At 64.5% G+C, this 22,964-nt stretch carries 18 protein-coding genes and 1 other RNA gene; 8 read left to right on the top strand and 11 right to left on the bottom strand.

The genetic code is table 11. From position 1 onward, the window contains the following. Positions 1-33: 33 nt before the first annotated feature. Entirely contained in the window at positions 34-2,805 is a 2,772-nt protein-coding gene (acnA, locus tag IQ24_RS15045) for an aconitate hydratase AcnA (protein WP_145399103.1), read from the bottom strand. Positions 2,806-3,051: 246 nt separating this feature from the next. Here acnA and IQ24_RS15040 point away from each other — a divergent pair, with 246 nt between their 5' ends. The 8 genes from IQ24_RS15040 to rpmG all read left to right on the top strand — a co-directional run bounded on the left by IQ24_RS15040 (position 3,052) and on the right by rpmG (position 11,223). Next, entirely contained in the window at positions 3,052-4,260 is a 1,209-nt protein-coding gene (locus IQ24_RS15040; RefSeq protein WP_242008217.1) for a DUF1223 domain-containing protein, read from the top strand. 96 nt (positions 4,261-4,356) lie between these two features. After that, complete coding sequence (locus IQ24_RS15035) at positions 4,357-4,980, top strand: inner membrane-spanning protein YciB (protein ID WP_145399102.1); 624 nt, start codon at positions 4,357-4,359, stop codon at positions 4,978-4,980. A gap of 103 nt (positions 4,981-5,083) precedes the next feature. Continuing rightward, the gene (gene metZ / locus IQ24_RS15030) at positions 5,084-6,271 is read left to right on the top strand and encodes an O-succinylhomoserine sulfhydrylase (protein ID WP_145399101.1); all 1,188 of its coding nucleotides are present in this window, start codon (positions 5,084-5,086) and stop codon (positions 6,269-6,271) included. Between the two features lie 131 nt (positions 6,272-6,402). Then, positions 6,403-7,368, top strand: coding sequence for a GTP cyclohydrolase FolE2 (gene folE2, locus IQ24_RS15025; protein WP_145399100.1), 966 nt, complete (start codon positions 6,403-6,405; stop codon positions 7,366-7,368). 117 nt (positions 7,369-7,485) lie between these two features. Further along, positions 7,486-9,879: an ATP-dependent helicase gene (locus IQ24_RS15020; RefSeq protein WP_145399099.1), complete on the top strand. Its 2,394-nt coding sequence runs from the start codon at positions 7,486-7,488 to the stop codon at positions 9,877-9,879. Between the two features lie 128 nt (positions 9,880-10,007). Further along, positions 10,008-10,377: RNase P RNA component class A (gene rnpB, locus IQ24_RS15015), an RNA gene on the top strand. Positions 10,378-10,474: 97 nt separating this feature from the next. Next, positions 10,475-10,897 (top strand): PAS domain-containing protein, encoded by a 423-nt coding sequence (locus IQ24_RS15010; RefSeq protein ID WP_145399098.1) that lies wholly within the window; start codon positions 10,475-10,477, stop codon positions 10,895-10,897. Positions 10,898-11,055: 158 nt separating this feature from the next. Continuing rightward, a complete protein-coding gene (rpmG, locus tag IQ24_RS15005; RefSeq protein ID WP_011750518.1) occupies positions 11,056-11,223 on the top strand; it encodes a 50S ribosomal protein L33 in 168 nt (55 codons plus the stop codon). A gap of 484 nt (positions 11,224-11,707) precedes the next feature. On the opposite strand, the gene IQ24_RS15000 is transcribed toward rpmG, so the two are convergent. From IQ24_RS15000 to IQ24_RS14955, 10 genes are all read right to left on the bottom strand, one after another. Then, the gene (locus tag IQ24_RS15000; protein WP_145399097.1) at positions 11,708-12,343 is read right to left on the bottom strand and encodes a 2-dehydro-3-deoxy-6-phosphogalactonate aldolase; all 636 of its coding nucleotides are present in this window, start codon (positions 12,341-12,343) and stop codon (positions 11,708-11,710) included. Next, positions 12,336-13,256, bottom strand: a complete 921-nt coding sequence (locus IQ24_RS14995; protein ID WP_145399096.1) for a 2-dehydro-3-deoxygalactonokinase — start codon at positions 13,254-13,256, stop codon at positions 12,336-12,338. The genes IQ24_RS15000 and IQ24_RS14995 overlap by 8 nt, the downstream gene beginning before the upstream one ends. Positions 13,257-13,304: 48 nt before the next feature. Continuing rightward, on the bottom strand, positions 13,305-14,603 hold the full coding sequence (locus tag IQ24_RS14990; RefSeq protein WP_145399095.1) for an NAD(P)/FAD-dependent oxidoreductase: 1,299 nt from the start codon (positions 14,601-14,603) through the stop codon (positions 13,305-13,307). A 34-nt stretch (positions 14,604-14,637) separates the two neighbouring features. Next, positions 14,638-15,933: a glutamine synthetase family protein gene (locus IQ24_RS14985; protein WP_242008216.1), complete on the bottom strand. Its 1,296-nt coding sequence runs from the start codon at positions 15,931-15,933 to the stop codon at positions 14,638-14,640. A gap of 69 nt (positions 15,934-16,002) precedes the next feature. Continuing rightward, the gene (locus IQ24_RS14980) at positions 16,003-16,758 is read right to left on the bottom strand and encodes an SDR family NAD(P)-dependent oxidoreductase (protein ID WP_145399093.1); all 756 of its coding nucleotides are present in this window, start codon (positions 16,756-16,758) and stop codon (positions 16,003-16,005) included. A gap of 26 nt (positions 16,759-16,784) precedes the next feature. After that, on the bottom strand, positions 16,785-18,416 hold the full coding sequence (locus IQ24_RS14975; RefSeq protein ID WP_145399092.1) for an ABC transporter ATP-binding protein: 1,632 nt from the start codon (positions 18,414-18,416) through the stop codon (positions 16,785-16,787). Next, positions 18,406-19,221, bottom strand: a complete 816-nt coding sequence (locus IQ24_RS14970) for an ABC transporter permease (protein WP_422386281.1) — start codon at positions 19,219-19,221, stop codon at positions 18,406-18,408. The genes IQ24_RS14975 and IQ24_RS14970 overlap by 11 nt, the downstream gene beginning before the upstream one ends. Positions 19,222-19,276: 55 nt before the next feature. Continuing rightward, the gene (locus IQ24_RS14965; protein WP_145399090.1) at positions 19,277-20,245 is read right to left on the bottom strand and encodes an ABC transporter permease; all 969 of its coding nucleotides are present in this window, start codon (positions 20,243-20,245) and stop codon (positions 19,277-19,279) included. Positions 20,246-20,256: 11 nt separating this feature from the next. Then, entirely contained in the window at positions 20,257-21,168 is a 912-nt protein-coding gene (locus tag IQ24_RS14960) for a carbon-nitrogen hydrolase family protein (protein ID WP_158637535.1), read from the bottom strand. 97 nt (positions 21,169-21,265) lie between these two features. After that, positions 21,266-22,849, bottom strand: coding sequence for an ABC transporter substrate-binding protein (locus tag IQ24_RS14955; protein WP_145399088.1), 1,584 nt, complete (start codon positions 22,847-22,849; stop codon positions 21,266-21,268). Positions 22,850-22,964 lie beyond the last annotated feature (115 nt).

Below are 22,964 nucleotides of genomic sequence, written 5' to 3'. Positions count from 1 at the left end.
AAATCCGGGGCCTTTTTGGTTTCGTCCGTCTGCTTAGGCTTTGGCGAGGTTGCGCAGCACGTAATGCAGCACGCCGCCGTTTTCGAGATATTCGATCTCGACCTCGGTATCGACGCGGGCCTTCAGCTGGATCGTCCTCTCGCGGCCATCGGCATAGGAGATGTGGCAGGGCACCAGCGACAGCGGTTTGAAGTCACCCGCCAGACCGTCGATCGAGATGACCTCGTCGCCCTTCAGCTCCAGCGTCTTGCGGTTGTCGCCATTGGTGAACTCGAAGGGGATGACGCCCATGCCGACGAGGTTCGAGCGGTGGATGCGTTCGAACGACTCGGCGATGACCGCCTTCACGCCCAGCAGGTTCGTGCCCTTTGCTGCCCAGTCGCGCGACGAGCCGGCGCCGTATTCGATGCCACCGATCACGATCAGCGGGATGCCCTGTTCCTGATACTCCATCGCGGCGTCATAGATCGACGTCTGCTTGCCGTCCGGACCCTTGGTGTAGCCGCCTTCGACGCCGTCCAGCATCTCGTTCTTGATGCGGATGTTGGCGAAGGTGCCGCGCATCATGACCTCGTGGTTGCCGCGGCGCGAGCCGTAGCTGTTGAAGTCCTTCGGCGCGACCTGATGTTCGGTCAGGTAGACACCTGCGGGCGTCGTCGGCTTGAACGAACCTGCGGGCGAGATGTGGTCGGTGGTGATCATGTCGCCCAGAAGCGCCAGGATGCGGGCGTTGTCGATGTCGTGAATCGCGCCTTTGTCCTTCGACATGCCGCGGAAATAGGGCGGGTTCTGGATATAGGTCGACCCCGACGGCCAGTCATAGGTCTCGCTGTCGGTGACCTTCACCGCCTGCCAGCGCTCATCGCCCTTGAAGACGTCGGCATATTTTTCCTGGAACATCTCGCGCGTGACGATGGTGTCGACCAGATTGGCGACTTCCTTCGAAGACGGCCAGATGTCTTTCAGGAACACCGGATTGCCTTCGCTGGAATAGCCCAGCGGCTCGGTCGTCAGGTCGATGTTCATGTCGCCCGCGATGGCATAGGCCACGACCAGGGGCGGCGAGGCCAGATAGTTCGCGCGCACGTCGGGCGAGATGCGGCCCTCGAAGTTGCGGTTGCCCGAGAGGACCGAGACCGCGACCAGATCATTGTCGTTGATCGACTTCGAGATCGCGGGCTCCAAGGGACCCGAGTTGCCGATGCAGGTGGTGCAGCCGAAGCCGACCAGGTTGAAGCCGATGGCGTCCAGATCTTCCTGCAGGCCAGCCGCCTCGAGGTATTCCGCCACGACCTGCGAGCCAGGTGCCAGCGAGGTCTTGACCCAAGGCTTGCGGTTCAGGCCAAGCGCGCGCGCCTTGCGGGCGACGAGACCTGCGGCCATCAGCACATAGGGGTTCGAGGTGTTGGTGCAGGAGGTGATCGATGCGATCACGACCGAGCCGTCATGCAGCTTGTAGTCCTGACCTTCCACCGAACCCTGCTTGTAGCCATCGTGATGGCCGGGCAGGTGGTCGGGGGCCGGGGCGCCGCCATCGGCGTTCCAGCGCTTTTCCGATTTCTCGGTCGGCTCGGGCAGGTCGCGGGTGCCGCAGATGTATTTGTTGAACTCGCGCGCCGAGTCGGTCAGCGGCACGTGATCCTGCGGGCGCTTCGGACCCGAGATCGCCGGGACGACATCGCCCTGATCCAGTTCCAGCGTCGAGGTATAGACCGGCGCATAGTTCGCGCCGCGCCAGAAGCCGTTTTCCTTGGCATAGGCTTCGACAAGGGCGATGCGGTCTTCGTCCCGGCCGGTCTGGCGCAGGTAGCGCAGGGTTTCACCGTCGATCGGGAAGAAACCGCAGGTCGCGCCATATTCCGGGGCCATGTTGGCGATGGTCGCGCGATCGGCCAGCGGCATGTGATCCAGGCCTTCGCCATAGAATTCGACGAATTTGCCGACGACGCCATGCTTGCGCAGCATCTGCACGACCTTCAGCACGAGGTCGGTCGCGGTCACGCCTTCCTTCAGCGCGCCGGTGATCTTGAAGCCCACGACTTCCGGGATCAGCATGGACACGGGCTGGCCCAGCATCGCGGCCTCGGCCTCGATCCCGCCGACGCCCCAGCCCAGAACCGCGAGGCCGTTGACCATGGTGGTGTGGCTGTCGGTGCCGACCAGCGTGTCGGGATAGGCAATTTCCTGGCCGTTCTGGTCGGTGTCGGTCCAGACGGTCTGCGCCAGATATTCCAGGTTCACCTGGTGGCAGATGCCGGTGCCCGGGGGCACGACGCGGAAGTTGTTGAAGGCGTTCTGACCCCATTTCAGGAAGGTATAACGCTCCATATTGCGCTCATATTCCAGCTCGACGTTGCGCTGGAAGGCGCGGGGGGTGCCGAATTCGTCGATCATGACCGAGTGGTCGATGACCAGATCAACCGGGTTCAGCGGGTTGATTTTCTGCGGGTCGCCGCCAAGCGCCTTGATGCCGTCGCGCATCGCGGCAAGGTCGACGACCGCCGGAACGCCGGTGAAGTCCTGCATCAGCACGCGGGCCGGGCGATAGGCGATCTCGCGCGGGTTCTGGCCACCTTTTTCCGCCCATTCGGCGAAGGCCTTGATGTCCTCGACGCTGACGGTGCGGCCGTTGTCCTCGAAGCGCAGCAGGTTCTCCAGCACGACCTTCAGCGAGGCGGGCAGTTTCGAGAAATCGCCCAGTCCGGCCTGAGTCGCCGCGTCGATGGAGTAATATCCATAGGTCTTGTCGCCGACCGCAAGCTGGCGGCGGGTCTTCGCGGTGTCGGTTCCGATTTCAATGGTCATGACCGGGCTCCCTATCCTTGAAAGGTGGCTGTATGGGGTGTTCTGGCAGCCAAATGCCCCTTTTCTGGCATCGGATCAAGAGGTCTGGCTGTCGATTGTATGCGATTGTATGCCGAATAATGCAGCGGATTTCAAGCCGTGTTTTTCAAGACACAGTGAACTGGGTCGCGGCCCGGCTAACAAAGCCTTGATTTGAGAGTCGTCTGCGTCGGGGGTTAGTTGAAGATATGAATTCAACGGATCTGCATGATTATGGTTGCTGACTGCAACAGGGATGCGAAAGCCCTGCATGGCGCGCGGGCGCTGCGCCTGACCTTTGCGGCGGCGCTGGCGGCGCTGTGGCTGGCACAGCCCGTGCTGGCGGAAGAGGGGGGCACCTCCTCGGACGCAGGGATGGGCGCAGAGACCTCGACGTCGACCGACACCGATGGCGGCGATACGGGCGAGGATGGGGCCGGTGCGACCGATTCCGATGACGGCGGCGACACCACCACCGACGGCACGACCACCACGGGCGGCGAAATCGACGCAGATGATCCGGCAGGTGATGCCGAGACCGGGCTTGAGACCATGGGCGCGTCGGGCAGCTTTGATGACGGGGAGCGCGTTTCAGGGGGCGTTTCTGGGGGCGAGGTCGAAGATGACGGCATCGTCGGCCTGATCGAAGCGCCCAAGGAAGATGCCCCTTATTCCTCCGACGCCCTGCGGAACTCCTTCGTGGCCTCGCCCTCGGCTCCGGCCGCGCAGGCCCGGCGGATGGGGCCGATGATGCACCCGCCGGTCGTGGTCGAGCTGTTCACCTCGCAAGGCTGCTCCTCCTGCCCGCCCGCCGATGAGATGATGAATGAGCTGGCCGACAATCCCGACGTGCTGACGCTGTCCTGGCATGTGGATTACTGGGACTATCTGGGCTGGGCCGATGAATTCGCCCGCCCCGAGTTCACCCTGCGCCAGCAGGCTTATGCCCGCGCCGTGGGCGAGCGTTCGGTCTATACGCCGCAGGTCATCATCGGCGGCACGGATACGCTGATCGGGCTGCGCCCGGCGGACCTTCTGTCGGTGGTCGACGCGCAGATGGCGCGACCCGTCGCGCTGTCGGTCAACTCGGTCGAGAAGGACGACGGCTATCAGATCGAGCTGACGCCCCGTGCGCCCGCCCGCCGCGACATCGCGATTCTGCTGATCCGCTATGCCCCCAAGCGCGAGCTGGAGATCAAGGCGGGCGAAAACCGTGGCCTGACCATGGTCTATCGCAACGTGGTGCTGGCGGTCGATCCGGTCGCGCGCTGGAACGGGCGTGCGCCCGTGCGGCTGACCGTACGCCCCGATCCCTCGGGGAAGGGCGGCAGCGCCTATCCTGACGACACCCGGCATGCGATCATCGCCCAGCAATTGGGCGAGGGGAAGGATGCGCAACCGACCGGGCCCATCATGGCGGCGATCCGGCTGGACTGACCCGACCGTGGCCCGATGGGCTGCGGTCTTGCCATGACGGGGCATTCGTGAAACCCCGAACTCCGATATCCACAAGTCGCAGAAGGAACGCGCCCCGTGAGCGAAGGCAGAAAGATCAATCCGTGGCTCAAGGCCGGGCTGGAGTTCGGCCCCCTGATCCTGTTCTTCGTCGTCTTCCTGAAGCTCAAGGACCGGACGGTCCATCTGGGCGCGACCGATTATTCGGGCTTCATCGTCGCCACGCTGATCTTCATTCCGGTGCTGGTCGCGACGACGCTGATCCTGTGGCGGCTGACCGGGCGGCTGTCGGTCATGCAGATCCTGACGCTGGTGCTGGTCGTGGTGTTCGGCGGGTTGTCGGTCTGGCTGAACGATCCGCGTTTCTTCAAGATGAAGCCCACGATCATCTATCTGATCTTTGCGGGGCTTCTGGGCTTCAGCCTGATCCTGAAGCGCAACTGGCTGCAACTGGTGCTGTCGGAAGCGATTCCGATGACGACCGAGGGCTGGCGCATCCTGACCCTGCGGCTGACGCTGCTGTTTCTGGCGCTGGCGGGTGCCAATGAAATCGTCTGGCGCACCATGTCAGAAAGTACCTGGGTCAGCTTCAAGACCTTCGGGCTGCCCGCGCTTTTCGTCGTGTTTTTCGTGCTGAACGGCAAACTCTTCGACCAATATGCGATCAAGCCGGATGAGAAGCCCGGCAACCCTTCCGAATAGGGCCTGAGCGGGCGCGGGGCCGCGCATCTGCGGCCACGGGCACTTGAAGCACCGGATGCGTCGGAGTAATCCGAACCACAGCGCCGATCAGGAAAGCACGCCCATGTCCAAGGAACAGTCCCCGAACTTGCACCCCCGGACCCGCGCGGTCCACCACGGGATCCGCCGCAGCCAGTATGGCGAGATGGCCGAGGCGCTGTTCATGACGCAGGGCTTTTCCTACGATAGCGCCGAGCAGGCCGAGGCCCGCTTCATCCACGCAGGCCCTGATGAGTTCATCTATGCGCGCTATGGCAACCCCACCAGCCGCATGTTCGAGGATCGCATCGCGAACCTTGAAGGCACCGAGGACGCTTTTGCCACCGCCAGCGGCATGGCCGCCGTCAATGGCGCGCTGATGGCGATTGCGCGGCCCGGCGATCACATCGTCTCGGCTCGTGCGCTGTTCGGCTCTTGCCTTTACGTGCTGGACACGCTGGCGAAATTCGGCGTCGAGATCACCTATGTCGATGGCACCGACCTGCAGCAGTGGAAGGACGCAATCCGTCCGGGCACGCGCGCGGTGTTCTTCGAATCGGTCTCGAACCCGACGCTGGAAGTCGTCGATATCACGGGCGTCTCGGCCCTGGCGCATGAGGCGGGCGCGCTGGTTGTCGTCGACAACGTCTTCGCGACCCCGGTCTTTTCCCGCGCGGTCGAGCAGGGCGCCGATGTCATCGTCTATTCGGCGACCAAGCATATCGACGGGGCAGGGCGCTGCCTTGGTGGCCTGATCTGCGGCACGCGGCACTTCGTGCGCGAGGTGGCCGAGCCCTATCTGAAGCACACCGGCGGAGCGATCAGCCCGTTCAACGCCTGGCTGATGCTGAACGGCATTGCCACCATGGATCTGCGGGTGCGCGCCCAGACCGCCTCGGCGCTGGAGTTGGCAGCCGCGCTTCAGGGCAATCCCGCGCTGACCAAGGTCATCTATCCGGGCCTTGCCGACCATCCGCAGCACGAGCTGGCGCTGCGCCAGATGGGGGCGGGCGGCACCATGGTCGCCGTCGACACCGGCAGCAAAGAGGCCGCGTTCCGCACCGTGAACGCGCTTGAGATCTTCCAGATCTCGAACAACCTCGGCGATGCGAAGTCGATCGTGACCCATCCGGCCACGACCACGCACCAGCGCCTCAGCGAAGAGGTGCGCGCGTCCTTGGGGATCACGCCGGGGCTGCTGCGGCTGTCAATCGGGCTTGAGCATGCGGGCGACCTGATCGCCGATCTTGGGCAGGCATTGGCCCGAAAGTAGCAGCCGGACGGCCAGAACCCTCCGACCTTAGCATGAAAGCGGCAGATTGGCGGGCCTGAATCGGCCCTGCCTCTTTCTTTTTGCGAGCAGAATGACCAGATTATGCGCGACCAAGGCAGGGAGACGACATCATGACCGAGTCGCGGGCAATTCAAACCGCCGGATCTTATCCCGCACTTTCGCGTACCTATCCCGCCGACTTCACAGTCGATGCGGCATATAAGGAAAGTCTGCCTGATCTGCAGAACGGTCCCGCCAGCCTGATCGTGGGCGCGCGGACGGCGATTCAGCATGTCGGCATTTCGAATTTCCGCCTGCCGATCCGCTATCTGACCCGTTCGGGCGGAGAGATCACGCTGGAAACCTCGGTCACCGGCTCGGTCAGCCTTGAAGCCGACCGCAAGGGCATCAACATGAGCCGCATCATGCGGTCCTTCTATGCCCATGCCGACAAGCGCTTTTCCATGGGCGTGCTGGCGGCGGCGCTGGACGATTACAAATCCGACCTCGACAGCCTGGATGCGCGCATCCAGATGCGCCTCAGCTATCCGATCCAGGTCGATTCGCTGCGCTCGGGCCTGTCGGGCTGGCAGTATTACGACATCGCGCTGGAGCTGGTCGAACAGGCCGGGCACCGGCTGCGGATCATGCATTTCGACTATGTCTACAGCTCGACCTGCCCCTGTTCGCTGGAGCTTGCCGAACATGCAAGGCAGGTGCGCGGCCAGTTGGCGACGCCCCATTCGCAGCGTTCGATCGCGCGGATTTCCGCGGTGATGCAAGGGGATACGCTGTGGTTTGAAGACATGGTCGAGCTTTGCCGCCGGGCCGTTTCGACCGAGACTCAGGTCATGGTCAAGCGCGAGGACGAGCAGGCCTTTGCCGAGCTGAACGCCGCGAACCCGATCTTCGTCGAGGATGCCGTGCGCGCCTTCGCCGAGCAGTTGCTGTCCGAACCCCGCATCGGCGATTTCCGCGTCGTGGCCAGCCATCAGGAATCGCTGCATTCGCATGATGCGGTCAGCCTGCTGACCTCGGGCCTCACGTTCGAGCAGGTCAGCCTTGATCCGATGGCCTTCGCCGGCCTGCGCGCCTGATCTCTGCGCGCCTGATCGCAGGCGGGGTGATCCCGCCTGTTGACGCGCGGGCATGATCTGGAACAAACTGGGAACGCAAGCCTTTCCTCTGCCTGCTGGCGGTTCTATAGACGCGACATGAACGAATTCGACGATTTCGACCCATTCGAGGCGGCCTCGGCCCCGGTTCCCCTGTCGCAGCGCGCCATGGGCGCGCGGCCTGCGCCCTATCTGGACGGTCTGAACGCCGCGCAGCGCGAGGCGGTCGAGGCGCTGGACGGGCCGGTCCTGCTGCTGGCGGGGGCCGGGACCGGCAAGACCCGGGCGCTGACCACGCGGATCGCGCATCTGCTGACGCTGGGCAAGGCGCGGCCGGGCCAGATTCTGGCGGTGACCTTCACCAACAAGGCCGCGCGCGAGATGAAGGACCGCATCGGCCGCCTGCTGGGCGAAATGGTCGAGGGCATGCCGTGGCTTGGCACCTTCCACTCGGTCAGCGTCAAGATCCTGCGCCGCCACGCCGAACTGGTGGGCGACGGTGAGCTGCACCTGAAGACCAGCTTCACCATTCTGGACACCGACGACCAGATCAGGCTGCTGAAACAGCTGATCGCGGCGGAAGGCATCGATGAGAAGCGCTGGCCCGCGCGCCAGCTGGCCTCGCTGATCGACAGCTGGAAGAACCGCTGCCTGCTGCCCTCGAAACTGCCGCAGGGCGAGGCGCGGGCCTTCGATGGCCACGGCCAACGCCTTTACGCCGCCTATCAGCGCCGCCTGCTGGAGCTGAACGCGACCGATTTCGGCGATCTGCTGATGCATTGCGTCACGATCTTTCAGGCCCATCCTGATGTGTTGCATCAGTGGCAGGACCGTTTCCGCTATATCCTCGTCGACGAATATCAGGACACCAACGTCGCGCAATACATGTGGCTGCGGCTGCTGGCGCAGGCGCATCGCAACATCTGCTGCGTGGGCGATGACGACCAGTCGATCTATGGCTGGCGCGGGGCCGAGGTCGGCAACATCCTGCGGTTCGAGACCGACTTCCCGGGCGCCAAGGTCATCCGGCTGGAGCAGAACTATCGCTCGACCCCACATATTCTGGCGGCGGCCTCGGGGCTGATCGCCGCGAACAAGGGGCGGCTGGGCAAGACGCTCTGGACCGAGGCGACGGGGGGCGAGCAGGTCCGCCTGATCGGCCATTGGGACAGCGAGGCCGAGGCGCGCTGGATCGGCGAAGAGATCGAGGCGTTTCAGGGCGGCCACCGCCACGCCATCGGGAAGCGCAGCCTGAACGACATCGCGATTCTCGTGCGCGCCTCGCATCAGATGCGGGCGTTCGAGGACCGTTTCATGACCATCGGCCTGCCGTATCGCGTGATCGGTGGCCCGCGCTTCTATGAGCGGCAGGAAATCCGCGATGCGATGGCCTATTTCCGGCTGGCGGTCTCGCCCACGGATGACCTCGCGTTCGAGCGGATCGTGAACACGCCCAAGCGCGGTCTGGGCGACAAGGCGGTGCAGAACATCCAGGGCGAGGCGCGGTCGCGCGGCCTCTCGCTTCTGGAAGGGGCGGCGGCGCTGATCGCGGCGGGCGGCATTGGTGGCAAGGGCGGCAGCGCGCTGCGCCAGTTCTGCGACAGCATGGGCCGCTGGCATGCCGATGCGATCGACAGCACCGTCAACCATGTCGAACTGGCCGAGCGGATTCTGGACGAATCCGGCTATACCGCGATGTGGCAGAACGACAAGAACCCCGACGCGCCGGGGCGGCTTGATAACCTCAAGGAACTGGTCAAGGCTCTGGAAGAATTCGACAACCTTCAGGGCTTCCTTGAGCATGTCGCGCTGGTCATGGACGTTGACGCGGGCGAGCAGGCCGAGGAGGTCAGTATCATGACCCTGCACGCGGCCAAGGGGCTGGAATATCCCATCGTCTTCCTGCCGGGCTGGGAGGATGGCCTTTTCCCCAGCCAGCGCAGCATGGATGAGACCGGGCTCAAGGGCCTCGAGGAAGAGCGGCGGCTGGCCTATGTCGGCCTCACCCGGGGCGAGGATCTGGTCACCATCAGCTTCGCGGGCAACCGCCGCATGTATGGACAGTGGCAATCCAGCCTGCCGTCGCGTTTCATCGACGAACTGCCCGAACAGCATGTCGAGGTGCTGACGCCGCCGGGCCTTTACGGCGGCGGCTATGGCGCGGCGGCGCAGCCCTTCGCCCATTCCGGCATGCATGAGCGGGCGGCCCATGCGGATGTTTACAACTCTCCAGGCTGGAAGCGGATGCAAGAGCGCAGCCGCTCGCATCAGCCGCCCGTCCACAAGACGCCGGTCATCATCGACGCCGAACCGGCCGCCAGATTCGTGGTGGGGGACCGGGTCTTTCACCAGAAATTCGGCACCGGGACAATCATGGGCATTGCCGAGGATACGCTGACGGTCGAATTTCCGGTGGGATTCAAGACGGTCAAGGCGGGCTATGTTCAACCGGCGAAAGAAGCCGGGTCGTCGCTGGATGACGTGCCATTCTGATTTTATATCAGATCGTTGTGGTGAATATTTAAGAAATTGGTTGCACTGATGGTGATGCCGTCAGGCCGACGGCTCGCACATATCAGCTGCTTGACCGCACCAGCCGCTGGCCCTATCTGCGAAGGCGCGCGGATGGCCGGATGACCGCGGCGAGCAATCGTCGAGGAAAGTCCGGACTCCATGAAGGTACGGTGCCGGGTAACGCCCGGCGGGGGCAACCCCAGGGAAAGCGCCACAGAGAACAGACCGCCCATGCTTGCATGGGTAAGGGTGAAACGGTGGGGTAAGAGCCCACCGCGGGACTGGCAACAGGACCGGCAAGGCAAGCCCCACCGGGAGCAACGCCGAATAGGGACCGCGTGTCGCAAGACAGGGCTACCTTTGCCCCAGCAGGTCCGGGTTGGCAGCTAGAGCCCGTCAGCAATGGCGGGCCCAGAGGAATGGTCATCCAGAGGGGCAACCCTTGGACAAAATCCGGCTTACAGGCCGTCCGCGCATATTCTCCTGTCCAAAAGTCCAATTTACTGGCCATGTCGGGTCACGCGTGTTAGCGTTTTCGATATTCAGACTGCCATACACTGTACAAGGTGCTGATATGAGTGGTTTTGAAGGGCTTCGAATCCCCTTTCGAGATGTGTCGACCGGTCGTGAGGAAGGTGCTGGAACAGGCGCCTCCATCGCCTTGGCTTTGCTGCGAATTTTGGCAGATTCGGTGTTTCTGATGGATCCTGACGGTCGGGTGACCTATATCAACCGCGCCGGGCTTGAGGACATGCCCGCCAGATCCGCCGCACGTGGACAATTCTGGTGGGAGCTCTGGTCGGGCACCGGGGCCGAGCGTCTGCAGGCCGCGCTGAGCGCGGCGCTGGATGGCGAAGAGGTCGACCTGATTCTGGACCTGCCGCGCTTCACCGACGGCGTCGAGAGGGGCTTCCGGACCTGCAAGGTCACCGTCGTGCCGGTCGAGGACATCGGCGGCCAGGTGACCAAGGTGCTGGGCGTGGTGCGTGCGATCTGATCTGCGGTTTTCCCGGCGTTTCGTGCGGATTTCCCCGGAGATCTGACAATATCGGGTTGACTCTGGGCGTCAGGACACTAAAAGGCTGGCTTCCAGAGAGATTTTTGGGGTGAATCGCGCCGCTATGGCTGCCGCCCCGCAGCAGGAGCGACAGACCAATGGCGAAGCCGACGACGATCAAGATCCGTCTGAACTCGACGGCCGGGACCGGGCATTTCTATGTCACCAAGAAAAACGCCCGCACGATGACCGAAAAGATGACGGTCAACAAGTACGACCCGGTTGTCCGCAAGCACGTGGAATACAAGGAAGGCAAGATCAAGTAAGATCTGCCCTTCTGGATATACGCTGAACCGCGCCCTTGGGTGCGGTTTTTGCGTTTGTAGGGTTGGGTTTCCAAGGCCGATCAGTGGAAATCGCGTGAGCCGGGCAGGATGCGGAGGTTGCGGGGGATCGGTTGCAATGGTCCTTTCCTCGCCGCGTCAGGCCACCAAGTCCGCCACAGATAGGGGTGGGCATCCAAGTTGCGCTTCCTGTGGCTGTAAGGTGCCTTGTGGGGACCCTCAGCAACTCGACCTGCCGGGATGGGCGGAGAGGGCGCGGTGCAGGACGCGCTGATCATTGGCTTGCTACGTTGGAAGGATGGGTGCAGAGGCCGGGGAGGAGGTTCCGGCCAATGAGGCTCGGTCCGCGCTTTCCGGGCGTCGGTCAGCGGGAAAGCGTCCGGCGTCTCGCCACTCTGACTTTGGGCAGCGAAAAACGATCTGTCATTGAAGTCGGCAGGGCCTGACCTCAGGCCCCACCCGGCAGTCAGCTGAGCATCGCGGCGTCATAGGCCGCGACCAGAGCCCGCGCCTTGGACCGCACCTCCGGAAGACTGTCGCCTGCGCGAAAGACCGAGGCGCCCATGCCGAAGGTCCGCACGCCGACCTTGGCGTACTCGCGGATGTTGTCGGGGCCGACGCCGCCAACGGCGCCCAGAACGGTGCCCTTGGGCAGGACCGTTGCCACGGCGGCCAGTCCTGCCGCGCCCAAGACCAGCGCAGGGAAGAACTTCAGGCCCGATGCACCTGCCTCAAGCGCGGCGAAGGCCTCGGTCGGGGTCAGCACGCCGGGCATGGAAACCATGCCTTGCGCGCAGGCCCGGCCGATCACCAGGGGGTTGACATTGGGGCTGACCATCAGGCGACCGCCCGCACGGGCGACGCCATCGACATCCTCGGGGCTGAGCATCGTGCCGCCACCGATCAGCGCATCGTTTCCGAAGCGCGCGCACATGACCTCGATGGAGCGCAAGGGGTCGGGCGAATTCAGGGGCACTTCCAGCGCCTCGAAACCTTCCTCGATCAGCGTGGCGGCGACGGCGGCGGCCTCGGTCGGGGTGATGCCGCGCAGGATGGCGATCAGGCCGCGACGCAGGCTAGGCCATGGGACGAGGTCAGGCATCCTGCCACCCCCAGATCTCGGCTGCGGCGGCCAGAAGGGCGTCGCGCGTTGCTTCTTCGGCATTGGCCAGAACCAGCTCGGTGCCGCTGCGGCGCAGGGCCTCGGCATAAAGCGCGCCCAGACCTTCTTGTCCGACCAGAATGACGGGCGCGCAGTTGCCCGCGACCTGACGACCGACCTCGGCCCCGATCAAGAGGCCCGAGAGCCGGGCGAAGCTTTCCTCGGGCGAACGGAAGCCCAGCAACTGCCCCGCACGGATCGGAAACAGCTGACCCATGAACGCGGCGGGATCGGCCAGAGCTTCATCCAGCGCGGTGGTAAAGGCCGGATCATCGGGCAGGATGCGACCCTTTTCGGGCATCGCATGGCGCAGGATGCTGTGGCCCGAGAGCAGGCTGAAGAGCTCACCCGTGAGGAAGCTTTGAAAGCCGGTGACGGCCCCGCCTTCAAGGCGTGCCCATTTGCAATGGGTGCCGGGCATGCAGACCAGCCCCTCGTGCCCCGCCTTTGCCAGACCGGCAAGCTGGGTCTCTTCGCCGCGCATCACATCCGGACAAGCCGGGTCGCGCTGCGCGAGGCCGGGCATCATGCGAATGTCGCGCGCTCCAGCAAGGTTTAGGGGCAGGCGGACCGCCTGACTGGCAAGCTTTGCAACCTCGGCCGGAAGATCGGCATAGGGCGCCTCGAACCAGCCCTGCCGGGCACCAGCCATGCCACAGATCAGCACCGGCAGATCGGGCGCAGCGCCGACCTGCGTCAGATAGCGGTCCAGCACTTCGGCGAAGCCCGCCTCGATGCAATGCTGCATGCCTTCGGGACCGCGGCGCTCGTCGAGCACCTGGCCCTTGCAGGTCATCAGCCAAAGCCGGAAGCTTGAGGTGCCCCAATCGATTGCGGCGAAATCGGCGCTCATCTGCGCATTCTCCTGATTGTCGGGAAAGGGTGCGGGGAGGGGCCGGATCTACCGGAAGGCCTCGCGCATCTGGAAGTAGCGCATGCCAAGCGCCAGCCCGAGGTTGCCCAGCGTCTGGCCGACCGGGAAGCGCCAGTGGCGGACGCGGGCGAAGGTCTCGAAATCGCGACTGTCGCCGGTCATTGCGCCGGCCATGATCTCACCGATGATATGGGATGTGGCGATGCCGTGCCCGGAATAGCCCTGCGCATAGAAGACATTCGGGCGAATGCGGCCAAGCTGCGGGATGCGGTTGATCGAGATGCCGTCGAGGCCCGACCAGGCGAACTCGATGCCGATGTCGCGAAGCTGCGGGAAGGTCCGCTCGATGGCGGGGCGCATGGCGCTGGCCAGATCGCGGGTGTCTCGGCCGCTGTAGTTCGTGCCGCTGCCAAAGATCAGACGCCGGTCCGCCGTCAGCCGGTAGTAGTCCAGAACGAAACGCGTGTCATAAAGCGCATAGTCGCGCGGCAGGATCTCATGCGCCAGCGCCTCGGGCAGTTGCTCGGTCGCGACGATGCCGAGTGAAGCCGGGAACAGCATCCCCTCCAGCTTCATGCGCCCCAGCCGGTGATGGCAATTCCCGGCGATCAGCACTTTTCCGGCCATCACAGTGCCATGAGGGGTGCGCAGGACAGGGCGCGGGCCATGATCGATGCCCAGCACGGGCGTACCGGTGAAGATGCGCGCGCCCAGCGAATGGGCGGCCATCGCCTCGCCCTGGCAGAGGTTCAGCGAATGCACATGCATGTTGCGCCGGTTGACCAGACCGGCGTGATAGATGTCCGATCCGACATAGTCGCGCAGCGCCGCGCCGCGCACCAGATCGACCTCATCGCCCATGCCGTTCGCGACGGCCTTGGCATGCATCTTTTCCAGCGCCGCGACATGCGAAGGTTTCCACGCCGCCTCGATCTGGCCATGTTTCAGGTCGCAGTCGATGCCATAGCGCGCGACGCGTCTGCGGATGATGTCGTGGCCGCGCCAGCGCAGGTTCCAGACGAATTCGGGCGCGTCAGGGCCAAGCGTGCGGCGGAACTGCTTTTCCATAGCGCTGTCGCCTGAAAGCGAGCCGGTGATCTGGCCGCCATTCCGGCCGGTGGCACCCCAACCCACGCGGTTCGCCTCAAGCAGCACAACCGAAAGGCCGCGCTCGGCCAGTTCGACGGCGGTGGCCACGCCTGTGAAGCCGCCGCCGATGATGGCGACATCGGCCTCGATATCCTGTTCAAGGCGGGGCCATTCCGGAACGGGATTGGCGGTGGCCGCGTAATAGGAATTTGCATGGCGCGAGGGCGCGTTTGTCATTCCTGTCTCCGATAAATTCTGGGGCAGGGCGCGCTTACAGCGTCTGCCGGTATGTCTTCATTTCGAAATCTGTGACCTGCGCGGCGAAGACGTCCTGTTCCTGCTGTTTGCAGGCCGCAAAGGCCATGACGAATTCGGGGTGCAGGATCCGGGCGGCCTTGTCCGAGGCGCGGAACCAGTCCAGCGCCCGGTGCCAGTTGCCCGCGATCTGCGGCAGGTCCAGCGCATGAGAGTTGCTGCTGACCGGCTCGGGCGGGGTCAGGGTCAGGTCCATCCCGTAAAGCGCGCTGCCAAGGATCGCGGCCAGCACGACATAGGGGTTGGCATCCGCGCCCGCGACCCGATGCTCGATCCGGCGCGCGACGCCCGGACCCGCGGGGATGCGCACCGCGCTGGTCCGGTTCTCATACCCCCAGGCCACCCGCGTGGGGGCAAGGCTGCCGGGGCTGAGCCGCCGGAACGAGTTCAGATGCGGCGCAAAGACAAGGCTGGTTTCTGCCATCGTCTCCAGCAGGCCCGCCACCGCATGGCGCAGCGCGTCCGAACCCAAGGGCGTGCCATCGTCGAAGATATTACGCCCCTCGCCATCCAGAACCGAGAAATGCACATGCAGACCGCTGCCCGCATGCCCGACGAAGGGTTTCGCCATGAAGCAGGCCTCATAGCCGTGGCGGCGGGCAGAGTTGCGGATGATCTGGCGGAAGAACAGGGTGTCATCCGCAGCTTTCACCGCGTCGGCCTGATGCATCAGGTTGAACTCGAACTGACGCGGCGCGCCCTCGGCGGTTGCAGCCTCGACCTGGATGTCGCAGGCGGCGGCGGTGGCATAGATCTCGTCCAGGAAGGCCGCGTTATCGGCCAACTCGGCAATGGAATAGATGCTGTCGAATCCGGCCGATGCCTGTTCTGGCGGTTTGCCCGAGGGGTCGGTCAGGTAGAATTCGACCTCGGTCGCGACCACCGGGGTCAGGCCCTGTGCGGCAAAGCGCGCGACGACATCGGCCAGCAGGTGGCGGGCATCGGCGAAATACGGGCTGCCGTCCTCTTTGCTCATCCACAGGGGGACCAGCGGGCAGTGCCCGGCGGGCCAGCCAAGGTCAAGCTGACCGCGCCCGGTCGGAAGGCACATCCCGTCCAGATCGCCCTGCTCAAGCGTCAGGCAGGTGCCCGCGACGTCGGTGCCCCAGATGTCGACGCCGATCGATGACATCGGCATCCGGGTTCCGTCCTGCAGAACCTTCGATATCGCGCCGGCGGGCAGGCGCTTGCCGCGCAGGATGCCATTCATATCGCAGATCGCGGCGAAAAACGCCTTTGTGCTGTCCTGCATTCCGATTTCCCGTTGGTTCTGCAGTTTCATTGGTCGCGAGGTCGCACCGTCAGGGCGCGGCCTTGCGGATCAGGGCAGATACATGCCGCCGTTCACATGCAGGATCTGCCCGGTCACATAGGCCGAGGCATCCGAGGCCAGAAACAGCACCGGCCCGACCAGATCCTCGGGTGTGCCAAGGCGGCCCAGCGGAATGGTCTTTTCCATCGCGACCATACGTTCCGCCGGGGTGGCGGCATGGAAGGGCGTCGCGATGGCGCCGGGCGCGATGGCGTTGACGCGGATGTTGCGCGCGGCCAGATCGCGGCCCATGTGGCGCGTCAGGTTGTGGATATAGGCCTTGGCGCAGCCATAATGCCCCGAGCCGCTGCCGCCGCCATCGCTGCCCGCAACCGAGCCCACATTGATGATCGCGCCGCCGCCGCGTGCCTCCATCAGCGGGATGGCCGCCTGCGAGGCCTCTATGACCGAGCGCACGTTCAGGTCCAGCGCCTGCTGGTAAAGCTCGGGGTCCAGCTCGGCAAAGGGGGCGCGGCGGATCATCGCGCCCGCGTTGTTGAAAAGGATGTCGAGGCCGCCGAGCCCGGTTGCGGCCCGCGTCACGACATTGCGTGCGGCACCCGCCTCGGCCAGATCGCCTTCGACCAGAAGGGCGCGCCCGCCTGCGGCCTCGATCTCGGCCGCGACCTTTTCGGCATTGGCCTTGCCGCTGTTGTAGTGGATCGCGACGCTGGCGCCTGCGGCGGCAAAGGCTTTCGCGACGGCAGCACCGATGCCGCTGCTGGCCCCGGTGACCAGCACCAGACGGTCTTTGAATTCGGACATGGAAACTCCTTGAAGGCTTATGGGTGTTACGGTGCGGATGCGGAGGCGGCGCGACTGGCCAGAAGATCGGTCAGCCAGTCGGTGCGCATCTGTGGCGCGGAGCCCAGCAACAGCTCGGTATAGGGATGATGGGGCGGTGACAGCACGTCCTGCCGGGGACCGGCCTCGACGATGCGGCCGTGATGCATGACGACGATGCCATCGGCGATGGCGCGCACGGTCGAGATGTCATGCGTGATGAAGAAATAGCTGATCTGCAGTTCCGCCTGCAGGTTCAGCAGCATCCGCAGGATGCCCTCCTGCACCAGCTGGTCCAGCGCCGAGGTGACCTCGTCACAGATCATCAGATCGGGCCCCGCCGCAAGGCCGCGCGCGATGTTCACCCGCTGCTTCTGTCCGCCCGACAGTTCTGACGGCAGCCGGTCGGCGTAGCGGGGGCCAAGCTCGATCATCTCGAGCAGTTCCTGCACCCGCCGCTCGCGTTCGCTGCCGCGCAGCCGGTGGAAGGTCTCCAGCGGGCGGGCGATCAGCTCGCGCACGGTATGGCGGGGGTTCAGGGCGGTATCGGCCGATTGATGGACCAGCTGGATGCGGCGCATCAGATCCTTGTCGCGCTGACCGATCCGGCGCGGCAGAACCTGGCCGTCAAAGGTGACCTGGCCGCTGTCGGCGACGTTTAGCCCGGCGATGACCCGGCCGAGCGTTGACTTGCCCGAGCCGGATTCGCCCACAACCGCCAGCGTGCGACCGCGCGGAACGGTCAGATCAATGCCTTCCAGCGCCTTCGGACCGGCCTTGCCATAGCTGAAGTTCAGCCCCTGAATGGTCAGAAGCGGCTTTTCGGCGGCCTGAAGCGTGGTCTTCTGCACCTCGCGCACAGCCCAGAGCGAGCGGGTGTAATCCTGCTGCGGGGCGTCCAGCATGGCCTGCGTCTCGCCCTCTTCGACCAGCTTGCCGTGGCGCAGAACCATGATGCGATGGGCCATCTGGGCCACCACCGCCAGATCATGGGTGATATAGATGGCTGCCGTCCCGCGCGCCTCGACGGCCTCGCGGATCGAGGCCAGAACCTCGACCTGCGTGGTGACGTCCAGCGCGGTCGTCGGCTCGTCGAAGACGATCAGGTCCGGGCCGCAATGCATGGCCATCGCCGTCATGATCCGCTGAAGCTGCCCGCCCGAGACCTGATGCGGATAGCGTTTCCCGATGCTATCGGGATGCGGCAGGCTGAGCCGCCGGAACTGCTGGGTCGCGGCATTGCGCGCCTCGGTGGCGGGCATCAGGTGGCGCTGAACGGCGGTCTCGATCGTCTGGTTCATCAGCGAATGGGCCGGATTGAACGAGGCGGCCGCACTTTGCGCGACATAGCTGATGCGGTGGCCACGCAGCGGGCGGCGCTGGTCCTCGGGCAGGGACAGCAGGTCGCGCCCGTCAAAGATGACCTGCCCGCCGGTGATCCGGCAGCCGGGCCGGACATAGCCAAGTGCCGCCAGACCCAGCGTCGATTTTCCGGCCCCGGATTCGCCGACCAGCCCCAGAACCTCGCCCCGGCGCAGGGTCAGGCTGACCCCGTCGACCAGCGTGCTCCACTGGCCGTCGCTTTCGCCTTCGACCCGCAGGTCGCGGATGTCCAAAAGATGTGCGTTGTCAGTTTGCATTGCGTAATCCGCTGGCACGGTCAAGGAACCAGTCAACCACCAGATTGACCGAGATTGTCAGCACCGCGATTGCGATGGCCGGGATGAACAGCGTGAGGTTGCCATAGGCGATCAGCGATGACGCCTCGCGCACCATCGAGCCCCAGTCGGCCGTCGGCGGCTGGATGCCCAGACCCAGGAAGCTGAGGGCCGAGATGGTCAGGAAGGCAAAGCAGAAGCGCAGGCCGAATTCGGCGATCAGCGTCGGCATGATGTTCGGCAGGATCTCGCGCCGGATGATCCATGCGAGCCCTTCACCGCGCAGTCGAGCGGCCTCGATGAACTCCATGGCGACGACGTTCATCGCCACCGCGCGCGAGACCCGGAACACCCGCGTGCTGTCCAGAAGCGCGATGATGATGATGAGGTTCGGGATCGAGGAGCCCGCAATCGACAGCAGGATCAGCGCAAAGATCAGCTGCGGGATTGCCATGATGACATCGACAAAGCGCGACAGCACCTGATCGACCCAGCCCCCCAGCACGGCGGCGGTGATGCCCAGAAGGCTGCCCAGCGTGAACGAGATCAGCGTGGTCGCCAGCGCAATCCCCATCGAGTTGCGCGCGCCATAGATCAGGCGGCTCAACTGGTCACGGCCCAGCTGGTCGGTGCCCAGCAGGAACTGCGCGTCCGGCGGGGCGTAAGGCATCTGCGAGACCACCTCGGCCTCACCAAAGGGGGCAAGCAGGGGTGCGAAGATCGCGACCAGCAGATAGGCCAGAATGATCAGCATCGCGATGCGCGCAGAGAGGGGGGCGGTGGCCAGAAGGCTGCGCTTGCTGCGCCTGACGGGGCCGGCAGAGGGCGCGATGTCGCGGGGATCAGCGTGCATGGAGCAGCCTCGGATTGGTGGCGATGGCGATGATGTCGGCGATCAGGTTCAGCACGATATAGGTCGCGGCAAAGATCAGGGCGCAGGCCTGCACCACGGGGATGTCGCGGTTGCGCACGGCGTCGACCATGGTCTGCCCGATGCCGGGATAGACGAAGACCACCTCGATCACGACGACGCCGACGACCAGATAGGCCAGGCTGAAAGCGATGACGTTGACGATGGGGCCAAGCGCATTCGGCAGCGCATGGCGGGTGATGATCCGCCAGGGGGCCATGCCCTTCAGCCGGGCCATCTCGATATAGGGGCTGGCCAGCACGCCGATGATGGCGGCGCGGGTCATGCGCATCATATGCGCGATGATGACCAGCGACAGCGTCAGCACCGGCAAGGCGACGGCGCCCAGACGCTCCGTGAAGGACATGCCGGGCGACAGCGTCGACATGGCGTAGAACAGCGGGAATTTCACCGCCAGCGCCAGAATGACCATATAGGCCACCAGAAATTCGGGCATGGCGATGGTCGAGAGCGTCGAGGCATTCACCAGCCGGTCAAACCGCGAGTTGCGGTAAAGCGCCGCCAGCAGACCCAGCAGAACCGCGACCGGAATGGCGATGGCCGCCGTGATCCCGGCCAGAAACAGCGTGTTCCACAGGCGCGGCATCACGATCTCGCTGACCGGACGGGGGGTGAAGGCGCGCCCGGCAAACGAATTGCCCAGATCGCCCTGAAGGACGCCGCCGATCCAGTGGAAATAGCGTTGCACCGCAGGCAGATCGAGCCCGAGTTCCTGCCGGAACGCGGCCACGGTCTCGGGGGTGGCGCTTCTGCCCAGCACCGACGAGGCGAAGTCGCCGGGCAGAAACTCAAGCGAAGAGAACACGACGACCGAGACAATGACGATCGACATTAGCCCCAGGGCGAGGCGTTGCAGAATTGTCCGGCCAAGCGCGTTCATCGGGCGACCTTTCAGGCAGTTTCGCGAAGCGAGAAGTCAAAGAGGTCGGGCCGGTTCGAATGGCCTGCGGCGTCATGGCGCTGCCGCACCTCAAGGATCATCTGCGGGTCAAGCTCGGCGTAAAGAATGCCTTCTTCGCCAAACAGCGGACCGGCCAGATAGCTGCCGTCCGGGGCGACGATGGCGCTGCCTGCACGGGGGGCATAGGTCTCGGGCAGGGGGCCCAGCTCGAAATCCTCGGGATAGCTGGTGCGGCGCTGGAAATGGCAGGGGCTCAGCACATAGGCACCTGCCTCGCGGGCGAAATGGCCAAGGCTTTGCTGCCAGGTGTCAGCCTCGTCGGCAGAGGCGGCAATATAGATCTCGACCCCCGACTGATAGAGCGCAAAGCGCGCCAGCGGCATGTAGTTTTCCCAGCAGATCAGCCCGCCGATCCGCCCGATCTCGGTATCGATCGCGGGAATGCCGCTGGCGTCGCCCTGACCCCAGATCAGCTTTTCATGCGCGGTCGGCACGGTCTTGCGGTGGCGGTTGGCCAGTTCGCCCGTGGGCGAATAGTAAAGCAGCGAGTTGTATAACGTGCCGGGATGGGCGGGGTCGCGTTCGGTCGCGCCGGTCACCAGCCAGACGCCGTTGTCGCGCGCGATGCTGGCCAGCCGGTCATGGGCGGGGCCGGGGATCTCGACCGCCTGCCGGGCAAGGCGGGCAAACATCTCTTTCGCGGGCTTGCTGTGCCAGAAGGCCAGCGCGCGCGACCAGGTCGAGGAGGGATAGACGGGGATGAAGGCTTCCGGAAACACCACCAGCTTTGCACCTGCGGCGGCGGCCTCGGCGACAGCACCGGCCATCTTTTCGATGGTCGCATCACGGTCAAACACGACCGGCTCGATCTGAACTACGGCAACTTTTACGGGGTCACGCATCATTTTCGATTCCTTCGTTGCAGTCTGAAAGGCGAGGGCTGCCAGAGGCTGACCCGGACGAATCCGGGTCAGGCCGGTAATGGGTCGGAACGGGGGCTCAGGCGGCGAACCACCAGCGCTCGAAGGCCTTGTAGCCGTCCAGCGGCCATTGCGCCGAAACCGCCTCGTCATGGGCGATCTTCTTCGAGCGTACGACGATCCAGTTCTGGAAGTTCAGCACGATCGCACCGCCATCGCGGTTGCAAAGCTCCTGCATTTCCCAATACATCGTGCGACGGCGATCCTCATCCAGCTCGGTGCGGGCGGTGACCAGAAGCTCGTTGAAACGCTCGTTCTGCCAATGCGTCTCATTCCAGGGCGCGTCCTTGGCATAGGCCACGGTGAAAGCCAGATCGGCGGTGGGACGTCCGCCCCAATCCGAGGCCGCAAACGGGCTTTTCAGCCAGATGTCCGAGAAATAGCCGTCACCCGGCACGCGGCGAACCGCGATATTGATGCCACATGCGGCTGCGCTGGCGCTGTAAAGCTCTGCCGCAGGCACGGCACCCGCCGCTGCCCCTTCCGAGGTGATCAGTTCGACGTCCAGCTTGTCCAAGCCCGCCTGCTTCAGATAGTGGCGCGCCTTGTCGGGGTCATAGGCGGTCTGCTCCAGCTCGGTGTTGAAATACTTGTTCGAGCGCGCAATCGGGTGATCGTTGCCGACATAGCCATGACCGAACTGGGTCTTGCGCAGCACATCCTCGCGGTCGATGCCGTATTTCATCGCCAGACGGATGTTCGGGTCGGTGAAGGGTGCCATGGTGCAGGCCATGGCAAAGTTGTTGTGTGCCGCGCTGGGAGTTTCATCGATGATGATGTTCGGGGCCTGCGCCAGCATGGCCAGCGTCGCGGTGTCGTTGCGCTCGGCCACGTCGACCTGACCCGAGACGACGGCATTGTTGCGCGCCGCCGCGTCCAGCACCGCAATCAGGTGGATCGCGTCGAAATGCGCGGCATTCGGCTTCCAATAGTCGGGGTTGCGTTCCAGCTCGATGCGGACGCCGGGCTCCAGCGACGAGATCTTGTAGGCGCCGGTCCCCGCACCCGAGGCGATGTCGAGGCCACCCTTGCCGTCCGAGGGCAGGATGATCAGGTGGAAGTCTGCGGTGATGCTGGGGAAGTCGGCGTTGCCGCTGCTCAGCTCAAACACCACGGTCTGATCGTCCTCGGCGCGCACATTGGCCAGATCCGACAGCAGTGCCTTGGCCCCCGAGGTCGAGTTTTCGCCGCGGTGATAGTCGAAGGTCGCAACGACATCTTCGGCCGTCAGGGGCTTGCCGTTGTGGAAGGTCACGCCCTTGCGCAGCTTGAAGGTCCAGGTCTTGGCATCAGAAGAGGCTTCCCAGCTTTCCGCGAGCTCGCCCACGATCTCATCCGAGGGGCTGTATTCGCAAAGCGCGTTGCCCCGGCAGAAGGCAAAGGCAATCGACATCGAGGTCGCGTAGGTGCCCGGATCGAGGCTTTCGGCGGTATTGGCCTGACCCATGGCGACGCGCAGCGTGCCGCCCTTTTGCGGGCCGGACTGCGCAAGGCTGGCCCGCCCCAGCAAGGGCAGCATCGCCGTGCCGGCAGCGCCGGCCAGCAGCATGCGGCGCGAAAGGGCAGGGCCGCCACGGGCTTTGATCTGGTTGATGTCGTTCATGAAACTCTCCCTGAAGTGCGGCTGAGGGCCGAAGTTCTCTGATCGGTCCCTCGGGGGTGAAAACGGCCCTTTGCGGGTCCGTCCTTTGGGGTTGGGCAAGTCGATCCGTCAGGGT

Origin of the sequence: Paracoccus sulfuroxidans, from assembly GCF_007830335.1 — a bacterium.
GTDB classification, from domain to species: domain Bacteria; phylum Pseudomonadota; class Alphaproteobacteria; order Rhodobacterales; family Rhodobacteraceae; genus Paracoccus; species Paracoccus sulfuroxidans.
The sequence above is the reverse complement of the archived record's forward strand: the minus strand, read 5'-3'. Positions and strand labels throughout refer to the sequence as shown.